Source organism: Synechococcus sp. RedBA-s, from assembly GCF_024345495.1.
In the GTDB taxonomy this organism is placed as follows: domain Bacteria; phylum Cyanobacteriota; class Cyanobacteriia; order PCC-6307; family Cyanobiaceae; genus Regnicoccus_A.
The window spans coordinates 43,870-60,770 of the sequence record NZ_JAGQBF010000015.1 but is presented as its reverse complement, the minus strand read 5'-3'; the positions used below and the strand labels follow the sequence as shown (position 1 = coordinate 60,770).

Genomic DNA, 16,901 nt, shown 5'->3' with positions numbered 1-16,901 from the left:
ATCAGTGCCCAATCCGTGGCGAAAGCTGGCGATTGAGCCGCCAGCCCGCCAACCTGGAAGGAGCTTCTCAGTGGCATGGCCAGCATGGGCCCAGCGGCACCGATCGCGAGCATCGGTGTTCCCAGGGAGATCAAACGGGATGAACAGCGGGTGGCCCTCAGCCCCGATGGGGTGAGGGAGCTGGTGTCCCAGGGCCTGGAGGTGCGCGTTGAGGCCGGAGCCGGCCAGGGGGCCGGCATGGAGGACGCCAGCTATGCCGAGGCCGGAGCCCGCCTGGTGGGACGAGAGGAGGCCTGGGGTGCCCATCTGGTGGTGAAGGTGAAGGAACCCCAGGCGGAGGAGTTTCCCTTCCTGCGCGGTGATCAGGTGCTGTTCACCTATCTGCACTTGGCGGCCTATCCCGAGGTGGGCCGCGCCCTGCTGGAGGCGGGCACCACCGGAGTGGCCTACGAAACCGTCCAGCTCGACAACGGCAACCTGCCGCTGCTGGCGCCGATGAGCGAGATCGCCGGCCGGCTGGCTGCCCAGGTGGGGGCCCACCTGCTCGAGAAGCCCCATGGCGGCCGGGGAGTGCTGATGGGCGGTTGCGCCGGGGTGCGGCCGGCGCGGGTGATCGTGCTCGGTGCCGGCACCGTGGGCTGGCATGCCGCCCGGGTGGCCGCGGCCATGGACGCGGAGGTGTTCCTGCTGGACCACACCCCCCAGCGCCTGCGCCAGCTGGAGCCCCAGAGGATCGGGCGGATGGTGAGCCTGGTGAGCAGTAACAGTCTGATTGAGCGGTTGGTGCCCAGCGCTGATCTGGTGGTGGGCGCCGTGCTCACCCCCGGCAGCCGGGCCCCCACCCTGGTGGATGAGGAGGTGGTCAAGCGGATGAAGCCCGGCTCGGTGATCGTCGATGTAGCCATCGATCAGGGGGGTTGCATCGCCACCAGCCGCGAGACCACCCACACCGATCCCGTGGTGACCATCCACGGCGTCCAGCACTATGCCGTGGGCAACATGCCCGGCGCCGTGCCCTTCACCTCCACTGAGGCCCTGGTCAGCGTCACGCTGCCCTACATCATGGGCATCGCCGGGCGAGGCCTGGTGGAAGCGGTCACCGAGCGCCCCGAGCTGCTCTCCGGCCTCAACACAGTGGATGGGGCGGTGTGTCATCCCGGCGTGGCCAAGGCCCTGGGGATGCCGACCCGCCATCCGATGGCCTGTCTGCGCTGAGATGCTCCATCGGCGGCAGGGGCCGCCACAGGGACGCCGGCTGAAGTCCCTCCCGCAGGGCCAGCACGATGCCCGCCGCCTCCGCGTAACTGGCTGCCGCGATCGCACTCAGGCCAAGGCCCTCGGCGTTCACCTGCGTCAGGCTGGGGTTGCCCTCCACGGCGATGAGGGGGATTCCCCGCTCCGCGCAGGCCAGGACCGCTTCACCGCCGAGGGCGCCGGCGGGGGCCACCACAGCTCCGATCCGGCCGGGGTGGATCACGGCCTCGTCAAGGAACCCTGAGCCAGAGCCAAACCCAGGCCCAGACCCACTGCGCAGGGGGATCAGGTCGGGGGCCCGGCTCAGGCCCACCAGCACACAGGGCAGGAAGGTATGACCCAGTTCCTCCGCCGCCGCCAAGGGATCCAGGCGTGGATCCAGGGCCAGCGGAGCCAGGGCCGGGGCATGCGCGCAGGGCAGGCCCAGGTGGCGGCTGAGCAGGTGGCTGATCACGGCTTCAGCGCCGGCCAGGGCATCCACGCCGCTGCCTTGGCGGTAGGAGGCCAGGGCTTCGCTGCCAGGGTCATCGGGGAAACGGGCCACCACGGCGATGGCGGTGGCGCCGGCCTGACGCAGGCGCTCCCCCGCCCGGATCAGGGCATCGGGGCGGCCGATGCAGCCGCTGCTCACCCCGCTGGGGCCCAGCGAAAGGCTCACCTCCAGGGGCACATCGGTGCTGATCACTGGGCCGATCGAGAGGCCCAGGCTGGCGCGGCAGGCCTCCGCCGCCTGCCGATGGCGCAGGCGCAGCTCCTCCTCGATGCCGGCATCCAGCAGCAGGCCCACCCGCTGCGACGCCACCGGCGCCAGGGCCAGGTCGCCCGCCGCGAATCGATTCAGGGCCCAGCCCTCCACGTAGTGGATCCGCGGATCACTCCAGTAGAGAGAGGCCGCATTGAGGACATTGGGATGGGTAATCAGGCAGCCGGAGGCCGCCGCCAGCAGCCGGGCCGCCGGCAGGCCATCACCTGCATAGCCACCGATGGCACAGCCGATGCCGGTGGGAATCACCAGCAGGGTGGGGAGGGGCCGGCTCAAGGCAGCACCAGCAGCACCGCCTCGATGAGCAGCCGCCGCCTCTCCTTAGACCCCCCAGTGGCCGGCAGAACAGCAGTGATGGCCCAGCGCAGGGCCTCCCCCTCACCCCGCTCGGCCAGGGCGGAACGCACCTGGGGCAGCAGCGGCCCGGGGGCGGCATCCAACCAGAAGTCGACTGTTGCGAGCCGGAGCACAGGCGGTAGCTTCAGCGCTGGAACTGGCCGAACTGGGCCTCGTAGAGCGCATCTTCCTGGCCCGCCAGCAGGCTCAGATCGCTGCGGGGATAGGAGACGCACAGTAGGGCATAGCCCTCGGCCCGCAATTCGGCCTTGACACCCATGGCATCGGGCTGGTGCACGACCCCCTGGCGCAGCCGGGCCGCACAGGTGGTGCAGACGCCGGAGCAGCAGGAACTGGGCAGGGGCACACCAGCCTGCTCCGCTGCCGAAAGCACGGTCTGATCGGCCCGGCAGGGAAAGATGTGGCTGACGCCGCCAAGTTCGGCGGTCACGGTGAAGCTGTCACTCATGGCGTGGTGGGGACGCGGCAGGGGAGCGGTGGCTCCAGCGGTTCATGGCTCCATCTTCCTGGACGGCGGGTCTCCAGCCAGGGGCAGCTCCAGCCACTGGCCGGGATGGGGCGCCAGATATTCCGGCGGCTGAAACTCTGCGGGGCCGCAGGCCGGAGCCGTCAGGCAGAGATCGAAGCTGATCGAGAGGCGCAGGTCATCCTCGTCGTCGCTGGGCAGCACGGCGTGGTCGGTGCTGGAGGGGAAGAGCAGCAGCAGGCCCGCTTGGGGGGCCACATCGTGCCAGCCGGCATTGAGGGGATGGCCCGTGGCGATCGGCCCGTCATGACCCACCGCCAGACCGGGCACCAGCTCATTGCTGTGGCGTCCATTGAACAGGCGCAGGCAACCGTTGCGACCACTGCCATCGCCGTTGAGGTAGTACACGGCGCTGAGGTGGGCGTTGGGGTGGTGATGGCGGCCCACCACCTGGCCGGGTTCCGCCACCACGGGCCAGCAACGCTGTAGATGCAGCCTGACGCGATCGAGATCAAAGCCAAGATCCCGCAGGTAGTGCTGGGCTTCACGGCTCACCTGCTGCAGCAGCCAGCTGAACTCAGGCCGCTGATGCAGTTGCCAGACGCCATGAAAATCCCCGGTCCAGGCGCAATCCGGATCGGGGTTGGAGTGGAGCTCGCCGCGCAGGGCCAGCACCTCCTGGAGCATCAGGGCCGAATCGAGGGGGTCCGGCCTCAGTTGCACCCTGGCTATCGCCAGGGGGAAGAGGCTGAGGATCGCTCGATCCGGCTCAGGCCATGGCTGTGGCACCACCCACCACTTCCAGGATCTCCTGGGTGATGGCCGCCTGGCGGGCCTTGTTGTAATCGAGGGTAAGGCTCTTGGCGAGGGCCTTGGCGTTATCGCTGGCGTTGTTCATCGCCGTCATCCGGCTGGCCAGTTCACTGGCCGCCGACTCCTGCAACGACCGCAGCAGCTGGTTCTCCAGATAGAGGGGCAGAAGGGCGTTGAGCAACTGGTCCGGGCTCTGCTCGAAGACAAAGTCGGATTCCAGAGCCGGCTCCGCGTTCGTCGCGGTACCGCGCTCCACCGCCAGCTGGCCTTCCCGGGTGGTGAGACGGAAGATCTCGTCGTCAGGGCTGGCGATGCCCTGGGGATCAAGGGGCAGCAGGGTCTGAGAGACAGGAGCACTGCTCACCAGGTTGATGAACTTGGTGTACACCATCTCCACGCGGTCGGTGGAGCCGGAGAGGAATTCAGCCAGAATCTGGTCGCCGATGCCACGGGCCTCCTCGGCGTTCGGCACCTGATCCAGCCCCGTGAAGGTGGCTGTGATCGGATAGGACCGGTTCTGGAAATAGGCGGTGGCCTTGCGGCCGACCAGCACCAGTGAAATCTCGTAGCCCTGACCCTTCAACTCAGCGAAGCGCTGTTCTGTGCGCTTGATGATGTTGGCGTTGTATCCCCCACAGAGGCCCCGATCGGCGCTGACCGCCAACAGGGTGATGTGACGCAGGGGACGCTCCTGCTCCAGCAGGGGTGTGTTGACCACGTCTTCGAAACGCAGGCGGGACTGCAGGTTCTCCAGCACCCGAGCCAGGCGGTCAGCGAAGGGCCTGGAGCGCAGCACCTGCTCCTGGGCGCGCCGCACCTTGGCGGCAGCCACCAGGCGCATGGCCTCGGTGATCTTGCGTGTGTTCTTGACCGAACTGATCCGGTCGCGGATTTCCTTGAGGTTGGCCATGGATGGGGGACCTCAGGCGGCGGCCAGAAGGGTGGATTTGACTTCGTTGATGGCGTCCTTGAGCATCGACTCCGACGCGTCGCTGAGCTGCTTCTCGCTCTGAACGTTGGTGATGAATTCGGGCTTGTTGGACTTGAGGTAGTCGCGCAGTTCACGGCAGAACTGCTCCACCTGATTCACGGGCACCTCATCGATCAAACCCTTGACGCCGGCATAGACCACCGCCACCTGCTCCGCCAGGATCAAGGGGCTGTACTGGGGCTGCTTGAGCAGCTCGCGCAGGCGCTTGCCCCGGCCCAGCTGTGCCTGGGTGGCGGCATCAAGGTCGGAGGCGAACTGGGAGAAGGCCGCCAGTTCGTCGAACTGGGCCAGTTCCAGCTTAAGGGTGCCGGCAATCTTCTTGATCGCCTTGGTCTGGGCGGCGCCGCCCACCCGGCTGACGGAGATGCCGACGTTGATGGCGGGCCGCAGACCGGAGTTGAACAGGTCGGAGCTGAGGAACACCTGACCGTCGGTGATCGAGATCACGTTGGTGGGGATGTAGGCGGAAACGTCGCCGGCCTGGGTTTCGATGATCGGCAGGGCAGTCATGCTGCCCTTGCCCATGGCGTCGGAGAGCTTGGCGGCCCGCTCCAGCAGGCGGCTGTGGCAATAAAAGACATCTCCGGGGTAGGCCTCGCGACCGGGGGGACGGCGCAGCAGCAGCGACATCTGGCGGTAGGCCTGGGCCTGCTTGGTGAGGTCGTCGTAGACCACGAGCGTGGCCTTGCCTTCGTACATGAAGGACTCGGCGATGGCGGCACCGGTGTAGGGCGCCAGGTACTGCAGGGCGGCGGGCTCGGAGGCGCTGGCGGCCACCACCACGGTGTAATCGAGGGCGCCGCGCTCACGTAGCACCTCCACCACGTTGGCAACCGAAGCCGACTTCTGGCCGATGGCCACGTAGACGCAGACGACATCCTCACCCTTCTGGTTGAGGATGGTGTCGATGGCGATGGCGGTCTTGCCGGTCTGGCGGTCGCCGATGATCAGCTCGCGCTGGCCGCGGCCGATGGGGATCATGGCGTCGATGGCCGTGATCCCGGTCTGCATCGGCTCGTGCACCGACTTGCGCTGAATGATGCCAGGGGCCATCGACTCGATCAGCCGGGACGAGGTGGTGGCGATCTCGCCTTTGCCGTCGATGGGCACTCCCAGGGGATTGATCACCCGGCCCAGCATCGCCTCGCCCACCGGCACTTCAGCGATCCGGCCGGTGGCCTTGACGGTGCTGCCTTCCTGAATGCCCACACCCTCCGCCAGCAGCACCGCGCCGACGTTGTCGTCTTCGAGGTTCAGGGCGATGCCTTCACTGCCATCGTCGAACTGGACCAGCTCGCCGGACATGACCTGCTGCAGGCCATAGATCCGGGCGATGCCATCACCCACCGAAAGCACGGTTCCGACGTTGCTGACCGAAACGGACTTGTCGTAGTCCTCGATCTGCTGCTTGAGGATGGCGCTGATCTCGTCGGGGCGGATGGAAACCATGGATGGAAATCCCCGGGCGGGGAGGCGATGGAAGGGAGTGGAGAGCGGTCAGGGAAGGGCTAGCCGGCCTTGGCCAGCGCCAGGCCGAGGCGGCGCACCTGGCCGGCGAGGCTGGCGTCGATCACCTGGGAGCCGACGCTGACAACAAAGCCCCCGATGAGGGCAGGGTCGATGTGCAGGTCGAATTCGACCTTGTCGGTGCCGGCGACGGCCTGAACCTTGGTGTGCAGAGCCTGCTGCTGTTGCTCACTCAGGGGCGACGCTGAGGTGACTCTGGCCAGGGCGATGCCCCGTTGCTCGCGGTAGAGCACCAGGAAGCGCTCCAGAACGGAATCGAGCAGGGCAATCCGTTTGCGATCGGCCAGCACCTTGAGCAGGGTCATGAAGGTCGGGTTGACGTCCTTCTCAAACAGGCTCACCAGAGCTGCCTTCTTGGCATCGGGCTCGAGCACCGGCGAAGCGAAGGCGGCCCTCAACTCAGGGGAGGAGTGCCAGATCACCAGTAGATCCTTGGCCTGCTGAGCCACCAGGTCGGTGACTTCGCGCTGATCGGCCACCTGAAGCAAGGCTTCGGCGTAGGGGGTGGAGATGGAGTTGAGCAGTGGCATCAGGCTTGCCCGAGGCTGTTGATGGATTGGTCGATGAAGCGGGCCTGGGCGTCAGCGTCGAGCTTGCCGGGCAGGGACGCCAGGGCCCGGTCAATAGCCCGGCGGGCCGCTTCACGGCGCAGCTGCTCGCTCACCCTGGAGGCTTCCGAGTCAAGGTCGGAGACGGCACCCTGCTTGAGGCGGGCCATCTCATCGACGGTGCGGCGCTCACTCTCCAGGCGCAGGGCATCGGCCCGGTCCTTGGCGTCACTGCGGATCCGCTCGGCCTTCTTCTGGGCGTCGGCCAGATTCTGCTTGGCGACGGCCAGCTCGGCGCTGGTCTGCTGAAGGCGCTGCTCGGCGTCCTGGAGATCGGAGAGGATGGTGGCCCGCCTGGCCTCGAGGATCCCACCGAGCACCTTGGGCAGGAACCACACCAACGCGGCGATCACGATCGCCAGGTTGATGATGTTGGTGTCGAAGAGATTGAGGTTGAGGCCGAAGCCGCCCTCACTGGCCAGGACGAAAGGAATCAAGGGGATGGTGCTCATTGGGCCGCCAGCAAACGGGTGACGATCAGATCGCCGAGCCGGTCGGCTTCGCCGTTGAGGGTGTTTTCAGCCTGCTCGCGCTGGCTGTCGATCTCACGACGGGCAGCCTCACGGCTGGCGTTGGCTTCCGCCTGGGCCGCGGCCAGGGCGCTGCGGTAGAGACGGTCCATCTCCTGCTCAGCGTCCACGATCAGGGCCTGGGCCTGCTGGCGGGCTTCGCGCAGCTGCTGGCGGAGATCAGTCTCCAGCCGCTCGGTCTGGGCCAGCTGCTGCTTGGCTTCAGCTCGGCTGGTGGAGATGTAGCTCTCACGCTCCTCGACGGTCTTGCCGACAGGGCGGAAAAAGAGGGCGTTGAGAATGAAGGTGAGGAGGACCACCTGAACCGCCATCAGCGGCAGGGTGGCATCGAGGTCGAACAGACCTCCCTCGGGAGCACCTGCTGCGGCAAGCAGTAGCCAGCTGGTCATGGGGCGGGGACGCTGGAGGGATCGAGGGGACCGCGCCGACCTGGGGCCGGAGGGGTCGAATTGGAGCAGTCAGTGGGAGAAGGGATTGGGCACCGTGGCCTCAGCCCCGGTGCCCCGTTCCTGCCGGAGGCAATCAGGCGAAGGGGTTCGCGAACAGCAGCACCAGGGCGACGACCAGGCCGTAGATGGTGAGCGCTTCCATGAACGCCAGGGAGAGCAGCAGGGTGCCGCGGATCTTGCCTTCGGCTTCGGGCTGGCGGGCGATGCCCTCGACGGCACCTTGGGCAGCGCTGCCCTGGCCGATGCCGGGGCCGATGGCGCCGAGGCCGACGGCCAGACCGGCAGCCAGAACAGACGCTGCAGAAGTGATGGAATCCATGGTGGAACGTTGGGGATGTGGGGCGCCGGAAAAGCGCGGGTTGAACCTGGCGCCTGGGACATCTCCGCTGGGGAGATGGGCCCGGTTCAGACCGGACCTGCCGCGCAGGAGATTTAGCAGAACGGCCGACCAGCCAAGGGGAGATGGTCAGCCGGGGGGGGTCAGTGCTGCTCTTCGTGCACCGCTTCACCGATGTAATAGGCGGCGAGGGTGGCGAAGATCAGGGCCTGAATGGCGCTGGTGAACAGGCCCAGGAACATGGCCGGCAGGGGCACCACCAGGGGCACCAGGAACGCCAGCACCGCCACCACCAGTTCGTCGGCAAGGATGTTGCCGAACAGACGGAAGGAGAGCGAGAGGGGCTTGGTGAAATCCTCGACGATCTTGAACGGAAGCATGATCGGCGTGGGCTCCACGTAGTACTCGAAGTACCGGAAGCCCTTGCGGCTCAGACCTGCATAGAAGTACGCCAATGACACCAGCAGCGCCAGGGCAATGGTGGTGTTGATGTCGGCGGTGGGAGCACCAAGTTCACCACTGGGCAGGTGAATCAACTTCCAGGGCACCAGGGCACCGCCCCAGTTACTCACGAAGATGAACAGGAACAGGGTGCCGATGAAGGGCAGCCAGTCGCGGTAGGCCTTCTCGCCGATCTGCTCCCGGGCCAGGTCACGGAGATACGCCCAAATGAACTCCAGCAGGTTCTGCACACCCCGGGGGTCACGCCCCAGGTTGCGGGTGCCCGCCACCACGAGGGCCAGCAGGGCGCCGATGACCAGCCAGGAGCTCAGGAACACCTGACCGTGGATCTGAAATCCACCGACGTGCCAGTAGAGGTGCTGACCCACCTCCAGTTCGGCGAAAGGAAGAAAAAGAGGCAACGGAACCATCGAGGGGTACAGAGGTGCCGCTGAAGCGACGGATGGGGTGATCAGGGAATCGAGGAATCGCTGATCAGGGGCGGACGAAGGCCTGAAGTAGAAGCGCCGGCTTGTAGAGCAGGAACCCGATCAGGGCCGGAAGGATCTCCAGCTGAGGAACCCGGGAGCAGCCCAGCACGAGCACGACCGGAACCAGCAGCTGACCCTTGCCCACCTGTTTGGAGTCGGGACCGATACGACCGACGCTGCGAGCCAGAAGCCGCAGGTAGAGCATGCCGGAAACCGCTCCAATCGAGAGGCTCAGAGCTGTGGTGCGATCGAACAGGTAGGCGGCCACAGGGACAGCCAGCACTGAAATGACCAGGGTGGAGAGCAACAGACGCCGTTGCAGGCGCAGGTACTCGTCCATGCCGTTGTCGAGCTTGTCCACCACGGTGGTGGACTCGAGGGATGGGGCCGGCGGCACCAGGGTGGGGACCGCCAGTTCTCTCCCGGCCAGGCCACTTAGCAGAGACGACCGCAGATCAGAAGCCTCCTGGGGGAAACCCTCAGGGGAATCAGGACCGGCTGAAAGGCCAGATGCGGGGGTTGCCTGCAAGCGCGTCAGGACATCGGAAAAGGCGCGCGGAATCTATCACGAAGGTGTTACATCCCAGTGGCGGAGGCCCCGTAGCCTGGGGCCAGCAACAGCAGGCGGCGACTCCAGAGGCGGCGCGCCACCGCCGCCTGCTGATCGGGCGACCAGCCCAGGGACAGCCCCCCGATCGGGGTGAACTCCGGGGCCGTCTCCAGGGCCTTGAGCAGCACCAGCTCCTGGTCGTCGAGCTCGATCGGCCTGAGATCAGGGTCGAGCAGCGTTGCCCCCGGCCAGCCCCAGAGGCAGGGGTTGCGGCGGCCGCCGGCCGCCAGCAGGTCCCCGTCACTGTCCCAGGTGCTCAGGCGCAGGGGACCCCGGCTCAGGAAGAACTCGAAGTGGCTGATGTCGGGGTCGAGGCTCTCCACCAGGGCCCAGCGCTGGCGATCGGGCAGGGCCAGGGCCCGCTCCAGCAACTCCCCCTGCAGCAGCCGGGCCGGATCCCAGACTTCGGGGTTGGAGAAGCCGGCAAACTCCAGGCCAGCGCTGGCCACGAAGCGGAACAGGCCGTCGAGCTGATAGCTGGTTTCCTGGGGGTGGAGGTACATGTCGGCGAAATTGGCGTCCGCCGCGGTGTCGAGGGCCCAGCGCTGCTCGTGGTGGCGGCGCAGGCGGTTGCCCTCCGGCAGCTGCTCGAACAGGGCACGACCCAGGCGCAGTCCCTCACCATCGCCCACCACCTGCAGGGCCATGAGGGCCCGCTGCACCCGGTGGATCTCCCAGCGGCCGCCGTCGGCATAGAGGAAGAGGTGCAGCACCCCACCCGGCTTCAACAGCGCCGCCAGGGCCTGCAGCCCAGCCTCAGGCTGGCGCAGGTGATGCAGCACCCCCACCGAATTGATCAGGTCGAACGGGCCTTCGCCATCGAGCTCCAGCAGGCTGCGCTGCTCGATCCGCAACGACGGGCAGTGGCGGGCGCCACCGGAGCGGCGCAGCCGTTCGCGGGCCACCTCCAGGGCACCGGAGCTGATGTCAACCGCCAGGACCTCCGCGCCTGGGTTGAGATGAACCAGGTAGTCGGTGCTGACGCCGGTGCCGCAGCCGGCGTCCAGCAGCCGTGGGGGCTGGCCCGCCTCCGGCAGGCGGCCCGTGCAGGCACTGCTGACGCAGGGGTAGCTCCAGCGCCAGTTGTAGCCCGGTGGGGGGCCGTCCTCGAGCGGATCCCCGGGGTAGGGGAAGCGGTCGTAGAAGGCGCTCACCGCCGGCGTGGCGGCATCGGCGGGGCCAGAGCTCATCGGCAAAGCAAGCGATCCATGGGGAGCTTTTCACGGGCCGCCCCCCAGCGGGCCCCTGGGGGCCGCTGCAGACAGTCCAGCGACGGTCCGCTGCAAACATTTGTTCATGCCGGCCGGGAGGACAGGAGCCCAGCCGTAACGTGGCCAGGCCCGGTACACGCCCGTTCATGACCGTGACCGCCAGCAGCGGCAGCACCAGGGTCAGCCCTCAGCGCTACGACACCCTGCCGCTCTCCAGCGTCCGTCAGTCGGAGCAACAGGATCGCTTCCCCGAGAAGGTTGAGCTCGAGACCCTGCTCACCTTCTACCGAAGCGGCTCGGCCCGCGTTGAAGCGGCTCGGCTGATCTCCGCCAATGCCGACGCGATCGTCGCCAAGGCCGCCAACCGCATCTTCGCCGGCGGCACACCGCTCTCCTATCTCGATGCTCCCCTGACCCCCTTCAATGTGGGTTCGACAGAGACCACCACGCTGGCCAGCGACCAGGTGGCCGCTGCCACCTCCGTGCGCACCTTCGCCCAGGGCAGCGGTGGTGGCGGTCTGCTGGGACGGATCCTCGAAGGGGTCCAGGCCGATGCCGACGTGCGGGTGGTGCTCCCCGCCGGCTTCAGCCCCATCAGCGTGGCCCGCTACGGCACCGAGCGCATGCGCAAGTCGCTGCGCGACATGGGCTGGTTCCTGCGCTACGTGGGCTATGCCCTGGTGGCCGGTGACCCCAGCATCCTGGTGGTGAACACCCGCGGGCTGCGCGATGTGCTCGAGAAGGCCTGCTCCCTGGCCGCCACCAACGTGGCGCTGCAGGAGATGCGCGCCGCAGCAGCCAACCTTTTCCGCAAGGATTCGGAAGCCAGAGAACTGGTGATCAACTGCTTCAACGTGCTGCTCAAGGAGCTGGCGGTTCCCACCCCCTCGGCGCGCCAGCGCCTGGGCAGCCCCGAGAACCAGGGCCTGCAGCTGCCGGCCATCTACGCCCTGGCCGCGGAATCCCGCCAGCGCTTCGTGATGAAGCCAGGCCTCTCCGGCCGTGAGAAGGCCGAGGTGATCCGTGCCGCCTATCGGCAGGTGTTCCAGCGGGACATCGTCAAGGGCTACTCCCAGGTGGTGGCTCCCGTGGAGACCACCCAGGTCTCCCAGGGACAACTCTCGATGCGGGAGTTCATCCGCGCCCTGGGGCGCAGCAAGGAATACCGACGTCAGTTCTACGGCCGCTTCTCCAACAGCCGGGTGGTGGAACTGGCCTTCCGCCATTTCCTCGGCCGCGGCGTGAGCACGATCGAGGAATTCCGTCGCTACTTCGCCATCGTCAGCCAGCAGGGACTGGCCGGCCTGGTGGATTCCCTGATCAACACCCAGGAATACGCCCAGACCTTCGGGGAGGAAACCGTTCCTTATCTGCGCGGTCTTGGTGAAGAGGCCCAGGAGAGCGCCGGCTGGGGATCGAACCGCAAGCTCTTCCGCTTCAGCGCCCCCTTCGAAGGCGCGCCCCAGTACATCACGCTGTATGCGTCGTACCGCCAACCCCTGCCCGATCAGCACCCCTATGGCGGCGGCAACGACCCCCTGGGCCTGAATTACGGCGCCATCTTCCCCTCGGGAACGGCCTCGGTGGCCACCCGGCCGGCCCCCTTCAACGACGACACCCGACGCATCCTGGTGGGCAACGGCATGGCCGAACCCGGCCAGATGGACAGCCCCCAGTTCCGGGCCTCTACCCCCCGGCGCGTGGGCCCCAAGGTGGTGAGGCTGCAGCAGATCGCCACCGGTGGCGCCTCAGTGCCCAGCCGCGGCGGCCAGCCCAGCATCCGCGGCACCGAAGCCAGCACCCAGGGGGTGATCAGGGCCGTGTATGTGCAGGTGCTCGGCACCTGCGGCTACGACGGCGAGCAGCTCAAGGTGGAGGAGATCAAGCTCGAGAACGGCGACATCAGCCTGCGCGAATTCATTCGCCAGGTAGCGCGCTCCACGGCGTTCAGGCGCCGCTACTGGTCAAACCTCTACATCACCAAGGCGATTGAGGTGATGCACCGCCGCCTGATCGGGCGGCCCACCTTCGGGCGGCGTGAGCTCAACAGCTACTTCGACACGGCGGCACGCCACGGCTTCTACGGCGTCGTCGACGCCATGGTCAACAGCACCGAGTACCTGGCAGCCTTCGGAGAGGACACGGTCCCGTACGAGCGCTTCGTCACCCCTGCCGACCTCAATGCCCGCAGGATTCCCGCCCTGAGCAGGGCCCTCGACCCCTCCACCTCTCCTGACCTCACCCCGGTGAGCCGACCCCAGGTGAGCCCAGTCAGTAGTTTCCGCAGCAGTGGTGACCTCACGCCACGGAACCTGCCCGACCGCCGCCTGCGCCAGGTTGTGGGTGGCTGGACGGCCCGTGTCGCCGAAGGTCAAGAGACCCCGGCCACCCCGGCCAGCTCCACCAGCGGCGCTCCTCAGAGTCTGCGCCAACCCCCGGAGCCCAGCCGTCGCTGGAGCGTGGGCCCAAACCGCCCCGGCAGCAGCGCCACTGGCTGAAGCTCAAAGGTCGGCAGCTAGGCGCGGCGGCCCAGCCCGGAGCGGCCATGGCCAAGGCCCTTGGTGGAGCCAGCCCCCAGGGCTTCAGCCGTCGCCGCAGCCTCGGCCAGCCGGTGATGCTGCTGCCCAAGGCCGATGAGGCCATGCTCCAGATGGTGGTGGAAGCCACCTGCGGGCGGCATCGGCGGCCTACCTGGCCCTGCTGGGGCGAGCCGCCCAACCCAAGGAAATGAGCCGCTATCTGGCCACCCGCGGCAGGAAGGGTCAGCTGGCCGCCCTCGACGACCTGCTCTCGGGCAAGGAGTTCGCCCACAGCTTCGGCCGTGACACCGTTCCTTACCTCAGGGTCATGGCAACCGCCAATGGCATCCCCTTGGCCACGGTGAACCTCACGGCCCTGCTCTATGCCGGCAACGCCGGTCTGACACCACCGCCGCGCGGCGTGATCTGATCCCCGACTAAACGCTCACCCCCGGACGTAAGCTCGGGGGTTTTCTTCATGGAAAACTGATCTCATCAGCTTCAACTTTGATGAGGAATAAGGCCACCAGACGCCAGAAGGCCTGCAAAGTGTCAACAAATTCAGGGCTGTTCCCTTAGGTGTGCAACAGGCCAGAGTCGTTGCCGGCCAAGGGATCTGACCTAATCACACTGCCGTGAAGAACTGTTACCGGCCCAGGGAGTGGCGGCCCCCTCTGCCGCAGAATGACTCGGCGGTCGGCAAGCCTGATCGCCAGCCCACTCTCCCGATCAATCCGTCGGCGTTCACGTCAACGAAGAGAAGGAGCGAGGGGCATCCCTTACCCACCGGATATCGGTCTCCATTACGGCGACCGCTTGTTTCGAGGCAGAACTGCATGAGCATCGTCTCCAACTCGATCATCAACGCGGACGCCGAAGCCCGCTACCTCAGCCCTGGCGAACTCGACCAGATCAAGTCCTTCGTCGCCGGCGGTCAACGCCGGCTGCGGGTGGCTCAGGTCTTGGGCGAGAGTCGCGAGCGGATTGTGAAGCAGGCCGGCGGCGCCCTTTTTCAGAAGCGTCCCGACCTGATCTCACCCGGCGGCAATGCCTACGGCGAGGAAATGACAGCCACCTGTCTGCGTGACGTCGACTACTACCTGCGCCTGGTGACCTACGGCGTCGTCGCGGGTGACGTCACCCCGATCGAAGAAATCGGCATCATCGGCGCCCGCGAAATGTATCGCGCGCTCGGCACTCCCTTGGAGGCCATGGCCGAGGTTGTCCGTGAGCTCAAGAACGCCTCCCTGGGGCTACTCACGGGAGCCGACGCCGAAGAGGCAGGCTTCTACTTCGACTACGTCATCGGCGCCCTCTCCTGAGGCTTCGCCTCTCCTTGCCCACCGCCTCCTCCCAGGACACATGCAAGACGCGATCACCAACGTCATCAACCAGTCCGACGTTCAGGGCCTCTACCTGGACGACTCCTCGATCGGACGGCTGGAGCAGTACTTCTCCAGCGGCGAGCTCCGTGTCCGCGCAGCGGCCACCGTCGGTGCCAACTCGGCAGCGATCATCAAGGAAGCCGTCGCCAAGACCCTGCTGTACTCGGACATCACCCGTCCGGGCGGCAACATGTACACCACCCGTCGCTATGCAGCCTGCATCCGCGACCTGGATTACTACCTGCGCTACGCCACCTACGCCATGCTGGCGGGTGACACCTCGATCCTCGACGAGCGGGTGCTGAACGGGCTCAAGGAGACCTACAACTCCCTGGGCGTGCCCATCGGTGCCACCGTGCAGTCGATCCAGGCCATCAAGGAAGCCGCCGCTTCGCTGGTGGGACCGGAGGCCGGCCGTGAACTCGGCACCTACCTCGACTACATCAGCTCCGGCCTGGGCAACTGATCCCGACCCAACGCCCAACCCGCGAGGATCACCACATGCGCCTGTTCAAGATCACAGCCTGCATTCCCTGCCCTGAAAAGGTCAGGAGTCAGCGGGAATTGCAGAACACCTTCTTCACCAAGTGGGTGCCCTACGAGAGCTGGTTCGCTGAACAGCAGCGGATCATGAAGCAGGGGGGCAAGATCCTCAAGGTTGAACTGGTCACGGGTCGCCGTCAGGTCAACGTCGGCAACTGAGCACTGCTCTGAGCGCTCGCTCCTGACCGTCCCCAGCGTCCAAGCCCGGCCATCGCCGGGCTTTTTTTTGTCCTCACCCCCCTTTCGCCGAGGCTGCGGCCACGGCTGAATGGGGGACTGCACTCCCCGCGCCAGTCTTTGCCGGCCCCCATGACCCGACGCCCCAGGAGCCCAGCCCATTCACGCTCGAAGACCCAGCTGAGCGTGGCGGAAGACAGCCCAGCTCAGCCGGCCCTGACCTGGGCCGATTGGCCCGCTGAAGCCAGGCTGCTGCTGGTGATGGTGGGGATCTGGTGCCTGGCCGGGTTGCTGATCCTGGGCTCGGCCAGCTGGTGGGTGGCCGCCCGGGAAAACGGTGATCCAGCCTTCTACCTCAAACGCCAGGCCATCTGGATGGTGGCCAGCTGGGGGCTGCTCTGGCTGGCGATGCGCACCTCCCTGCGGCGCTGGCTGCGGCTAGCCGGGCCGGCGGTGGTGATCGGCTGTGTGCTGATCGCCGCCACCCTGGTAGTGGGCAGCACGGTCAATGGCGCCAGCCGCTGGCTGGTGCTGGGTCCGATTCAGATTCAGCCCTCCGAGCTGGTGAAACCCTTCGTGGTGCTGCAGGGGGCCGCTCTATTCGCCCACTGGAAGCGCATCGGCCTGGATCAGAAAGTGCTCTGGCTGGGCACCTTTGGCGCCCTGCTGCTGCTGATTCTCAAGCAACCCAACCTCAGCACCGCCGCCCTCTCGGGGCTGCTGCTCTGGTTCATGGCCTTGGCGGCCGGCCTGCCCCTGTTCGCTCTGCTGGGCACCGCCGCCGCCGGAGCGGCCCTGGGCGCCGGCAGCATCATGATCAACGAGTACCAGCGGCTGCGGGTGGTCTCCTTCCTCAACCCCTGGCGCGACGCCCAGGGTGATGGCTATCAGCTGGTGCAGAGCCTGCTGGCCATCGGCTCCGGTGGCGTGCTCGGTGAAGGCTTCGGGCTCTCGACTCAGAAATTGCAGTACCTGCCGATCCAGTCGACGGATTTCATCTTCGCGGTCTTCGCGGAGGAGTTCGGCTATGTGGGCTCGGTGGTGCTGCTGCTGTTCCTGGTGCTGTTCGGATTCGTGGGGCTGAGGGTGGCCCTGGGCTGCCGCAGCAACCAGCAGCGCCTGGTGGCCATCGGGGCCACCACATTGCTGGTGGGCCAGTCGATCCTCAACATCGCCGTGGCCAGCGGCTCGATGCCCACCACCGGCCTGCCGCTGCCGATGATCAGCTACGGCGGCAACTCGCTGCTCGCCAGCTTGCTCAGCGCCGGCCTGCTGATCCGCTGCTCACTGGAATCCCGAGGCTGGGAGAGCCGGCCCCTGGGCCGCCGCCGGGCCTCCTCCGACGGGGCCGGCCCCAACCCTGCCCCGATAGGCTGAAACCCTGTTCTGGAGCCCCAGGTCTGGCCCTCTCGGATCTTGCCCTCTGGAG

The 16,901-nt window shown here is 66.9% G+C and carries 21 protein-coding genes; 8 read left to right on the top strand and 13 right to left on the bottom strand.

Annotated elements, in window-relative coordinates; translation table 11 throughout:
• Nucleotides 1-75 precede the first annotated feature (75 nt).
• Entirely contained in the window at nucleotides 76-1,215 is a 1,140-nt protein-coding gene (gene ald / locus KBY67_RS08095) for an alanine dehydrogenase (protein WP_255110524.1), read from the top strand.
• Here the strand turns inward: ald and KBY67_RS08090 are convergent.
• From KBY67_RS08090 to KBY67_RS08030, 13 genes are all read right to left on the bottom strand, one after another.
• Nucleotides 1,127-2,293 carry a DUF3326 domain-containing protein gene (locus KBY67_RS08090; RefSeq protein WP_255110523.1) on the bottom strand — a complete coding sequence of 389 codons (1,167 nt, stop codon included), beginning with the start codon at nucleotides 2,291-2,293 and terminating at the stop codon, nucleotides 1,127-1,129. The two genes, ald and KBY67_RS08090, sit on opposite strands and share 89 nt — an antisense overlap.
• Nucleotides 2,290-2,487 (bottom strand): hypothetical protein, encoded by a 198-nt coding sequence (locus tag KBY67_RS08085; RefSeq protein ID WP_255110522.1) that lies wholly within the window; start codon nucleotides 2,485-2,487, stop codon nucleotides 2,290-2,292. Before KBY67_RS08085 ends, KBY67_RS08090 begins: the two co-directional genes overlap by 4 nt.
• Before the next feature lie 11 nt (nucleotides 2,488-2,498).
• Entirely contained in the window at nucleotides 2,499-2,822 is a 324-nt protein-coding gene (locus tag KBY67_RS08080; protein WP_255110521.1) for a 2Fe-2S iron-sulfur cluster-binding protein, read from the bottom strand.
• Between the two features lie 42 nt (nucleotides 2,823-2,864).
• The gene (locus tag KBY67_RS08075; RefSeq protein ID WP_255110520.1) at nucleotides 2,865-3,632 is read right to left on the bottom strand and encodes a TIGR02466 family protein; all 768 of its coding nucleotides are present in this window, start codon (nucleotides 3,630-3,632) and stop codon (nucleotides 2,865-2,867) included.
• Nucleotides 3,610-4,563, bottom strand: coding sequence for a F0F1 ATP synthase subunit gamma (locus KBY67_RS08070; RefSeq protein WP_255110519.1), 954 nt, complete (start codon nucleotides 4,561-4,563; stop codon nucleotides 3,610-3,612). Before KBY67_RS08070 ends, KBY67_RS08075 begins: the two co-directional genes overlap by 23 nt.
• A 12-nt stretch (nucleotides 4,564-4,575) precedes the next feature.
• Nucleotides 4,576-6,093 carry a F0F1 ATP synthase subunit alpha gene (gene atpA, locus KBY67_RS08065; RefSeq protein ID WP_255110518.1) on the bottom strand — a complete coding sequence of 506 codons (1,518 nt, stop codon included), beginning with the start codon at nucleotides 6,091-6,093 and terminating at the stop codon, nucleotides 4,576-4,578.
• A gap of 59 nt (nucleotides 6,094-6,152) precedes the next feature.
• Nucleotides 6,153-6,701, bottom strand: a complete 549-nt coding sequence (gene atpH / locus KBY67_RS08060; RefSeq protein WP_255110517.1) for an ATP synthase F1 subunit delta — start codon at nucleotides 6,699-6,701, stop codon at nucleotides 6,153-6,155.
• Complete coding sequence (locus KBY67_RS08055; RefSeq protein ID WP_255110516.1) at nucleotides 6,701-7,231, bottom strand: F0F1 ATP synthase subunit B; 531 nt, start codon at nucleotides 7,229-7,231, stop codon at nucleotides 6,701-6,703. The genes atpH and KBY67_RS08055 overlap by 1 nt, the downstream gene beginning before the upstream one ends.
• On the bottom strand, nucleotides 7,228-7,698 hold the full coding sequence (locus KBY67_RS08050; protein WP_255110515.1) for a F0F1 ATP synthase subunit B': 471 nt from the start codon (nucleotides 7,696-7,698) through the stop codon (nucleotides 7,228-7,230). Before KBY67_RS08050 ends, KBY67_RS08055 begins: the two co-directional genes overlap by 4 nt.
• Before the next feature lie 133 nt (nucleotides 7,699-7,831).
• Entirely contained in the window at nucleotides 7,832-8,077 is a 246-nt protein-coding gene (gene atpE, locus KBY67_RS08045; protein ID WP_255110514.1) for an ATP synthase F0 subunit C, read from the bottom strand.
• Nucleotides 8,078-8,238: 161 nt separating this feature from the next.
• Nucleotides 8,239-8,967: a F0F1 ATP synthase subunit A gene (gene atpB, locus KBY67_RS08040; protein WP_255110513.1), complete on the bottom strand. Its 729-nt coding sequence runs from the start codon at nucleotides 8,965-8,967 to the stop codon at nucleotides 8,239-8,241.
• Between the two features lie 64 nt (nucleotides 8,968-9,031).
• Nucleotides 9,032-9,556, bottom strand: coding sequence for an ATP synthase subunit I (locus KBY67_RS08035; RefSeq protein ID WP_255110512.1), 525 nt, complete (start codon nucleotides 9,554-9,556; stop codon nucleotides 9,032-9,034).
• 47 nt (nucleotides 9,557-9,603) lie between these two features.
• The gene (locus KBY67_RS08030) at nucleotides 9,604-10,827 is read right to left on the bottom strand and encodes a trans-aconitate 2-methyltransferase (protein WP_255110511.1); all 1,224 of its coding nucleotides are present in this window, start codon (nucleotides 10,825-10,827) and stop codon (nucleotides 9,604-9,606) included.
• Between the two features lie 167 nt (nucleotides 10,828-10,994).
• Between KBY67_RS08030 and KBY67_RS08025 the strand changes: the two genes are divergently transcribed.
• The 7 genes from KBY67_RS08025 (at nucleotide 10,995) to KBY67_RS07995 (ending at nucleotide 16,849) form a co-directional block, all read left to right on the top strand.
• The gene (locus tag KBY67_RS08025) at nucleotides 10,995-13,346 is read left to right on the top strand and encodes a phycobilisome rod-core linker polypeptide (protein WP_399214149.1); all 2,352 of its coding nucleotides are present in this window, start codon (nucleotides 10,995-10,997) and stop codon (nucleotides 13,344-13,346) included.
• Between the two features lie 47 nt (nucleotides 13,347-13,393).
• Entirely contained in the window at nucleotides 13,394-13,579 is a 186-nt protein-coding gene (locus KBY67_RS08020) for a hypothetical protein (RefSeq protein ID WP_255110510.1), read from the top strand.
• A complete protein-coding gene (locus KBY67_RS08015) occupies nucleotides 13,516-13,797 on the top strand; it encodes a phycobilisome rod-core linker polypeptide (RefSeq protein WP_315855567.1) in 282 nt (93 codons plus the stop codon). Before KBY67_RS08020 ends, KBY67_RS08015 begins: the two co-directional genes overlap by 64 nt.
• A 406-nt stretch (nucleotides 13,798-14,203) precedes the next feature.
• Complete coding sequence (locus tag KBY67_RS08010) at nucleotides 14,204-14,689, top strand: allophycocyanin (RefSeq protein WP_255110509.1); 486 nt, start codon at nucleotides 14,204-14,206, stop codon at nucleotides 14,687-14,689.
• A gap of 40 nt (nucleotides 14,690-14,729) precedes the next feature.
• A complete protein-coding gene (apcB, locus tag KBY67_RS08005; protein WP_006171987.1) occupies nucleotides 14,730-15,218 on the top strand; it encodes an allophycocyanin subunit beta in 489 nt (162 codons plus the stop codon).
• A 35-nt stretch (nucleotides 15,219-15,253) separates the two neighbouring features.
• On the top strand, nucleotides 15,254-15,454 hold the full coding sequence (locus tag KBY67_RS08000; RefSeq protein ID WP_006171988.1) for a phycobilisome linker polypeptide: 201 nt from the start codon (nucleotides 15,254-15,256) through the stop codon (nucleotides 15,452-15,454).
• Nucleotides 15,455-15,604: 150 nt separating this feature from the next.
• Nucleotides 15,605-16,849 (top strand): FtsW/RodA/SpoVE family cell cycle protein, encoded by a 1,245-nt coding sequence (locus tag KBY67_RS07995; protein WP_255110508.1) that lies wholly within the window; start codon nucleotides 15,605-15,607, stop codon nucleotides 16,847-16,849.
• Nucleotides 16,850-16,901 lie beyond the last annotated feature (52 nt).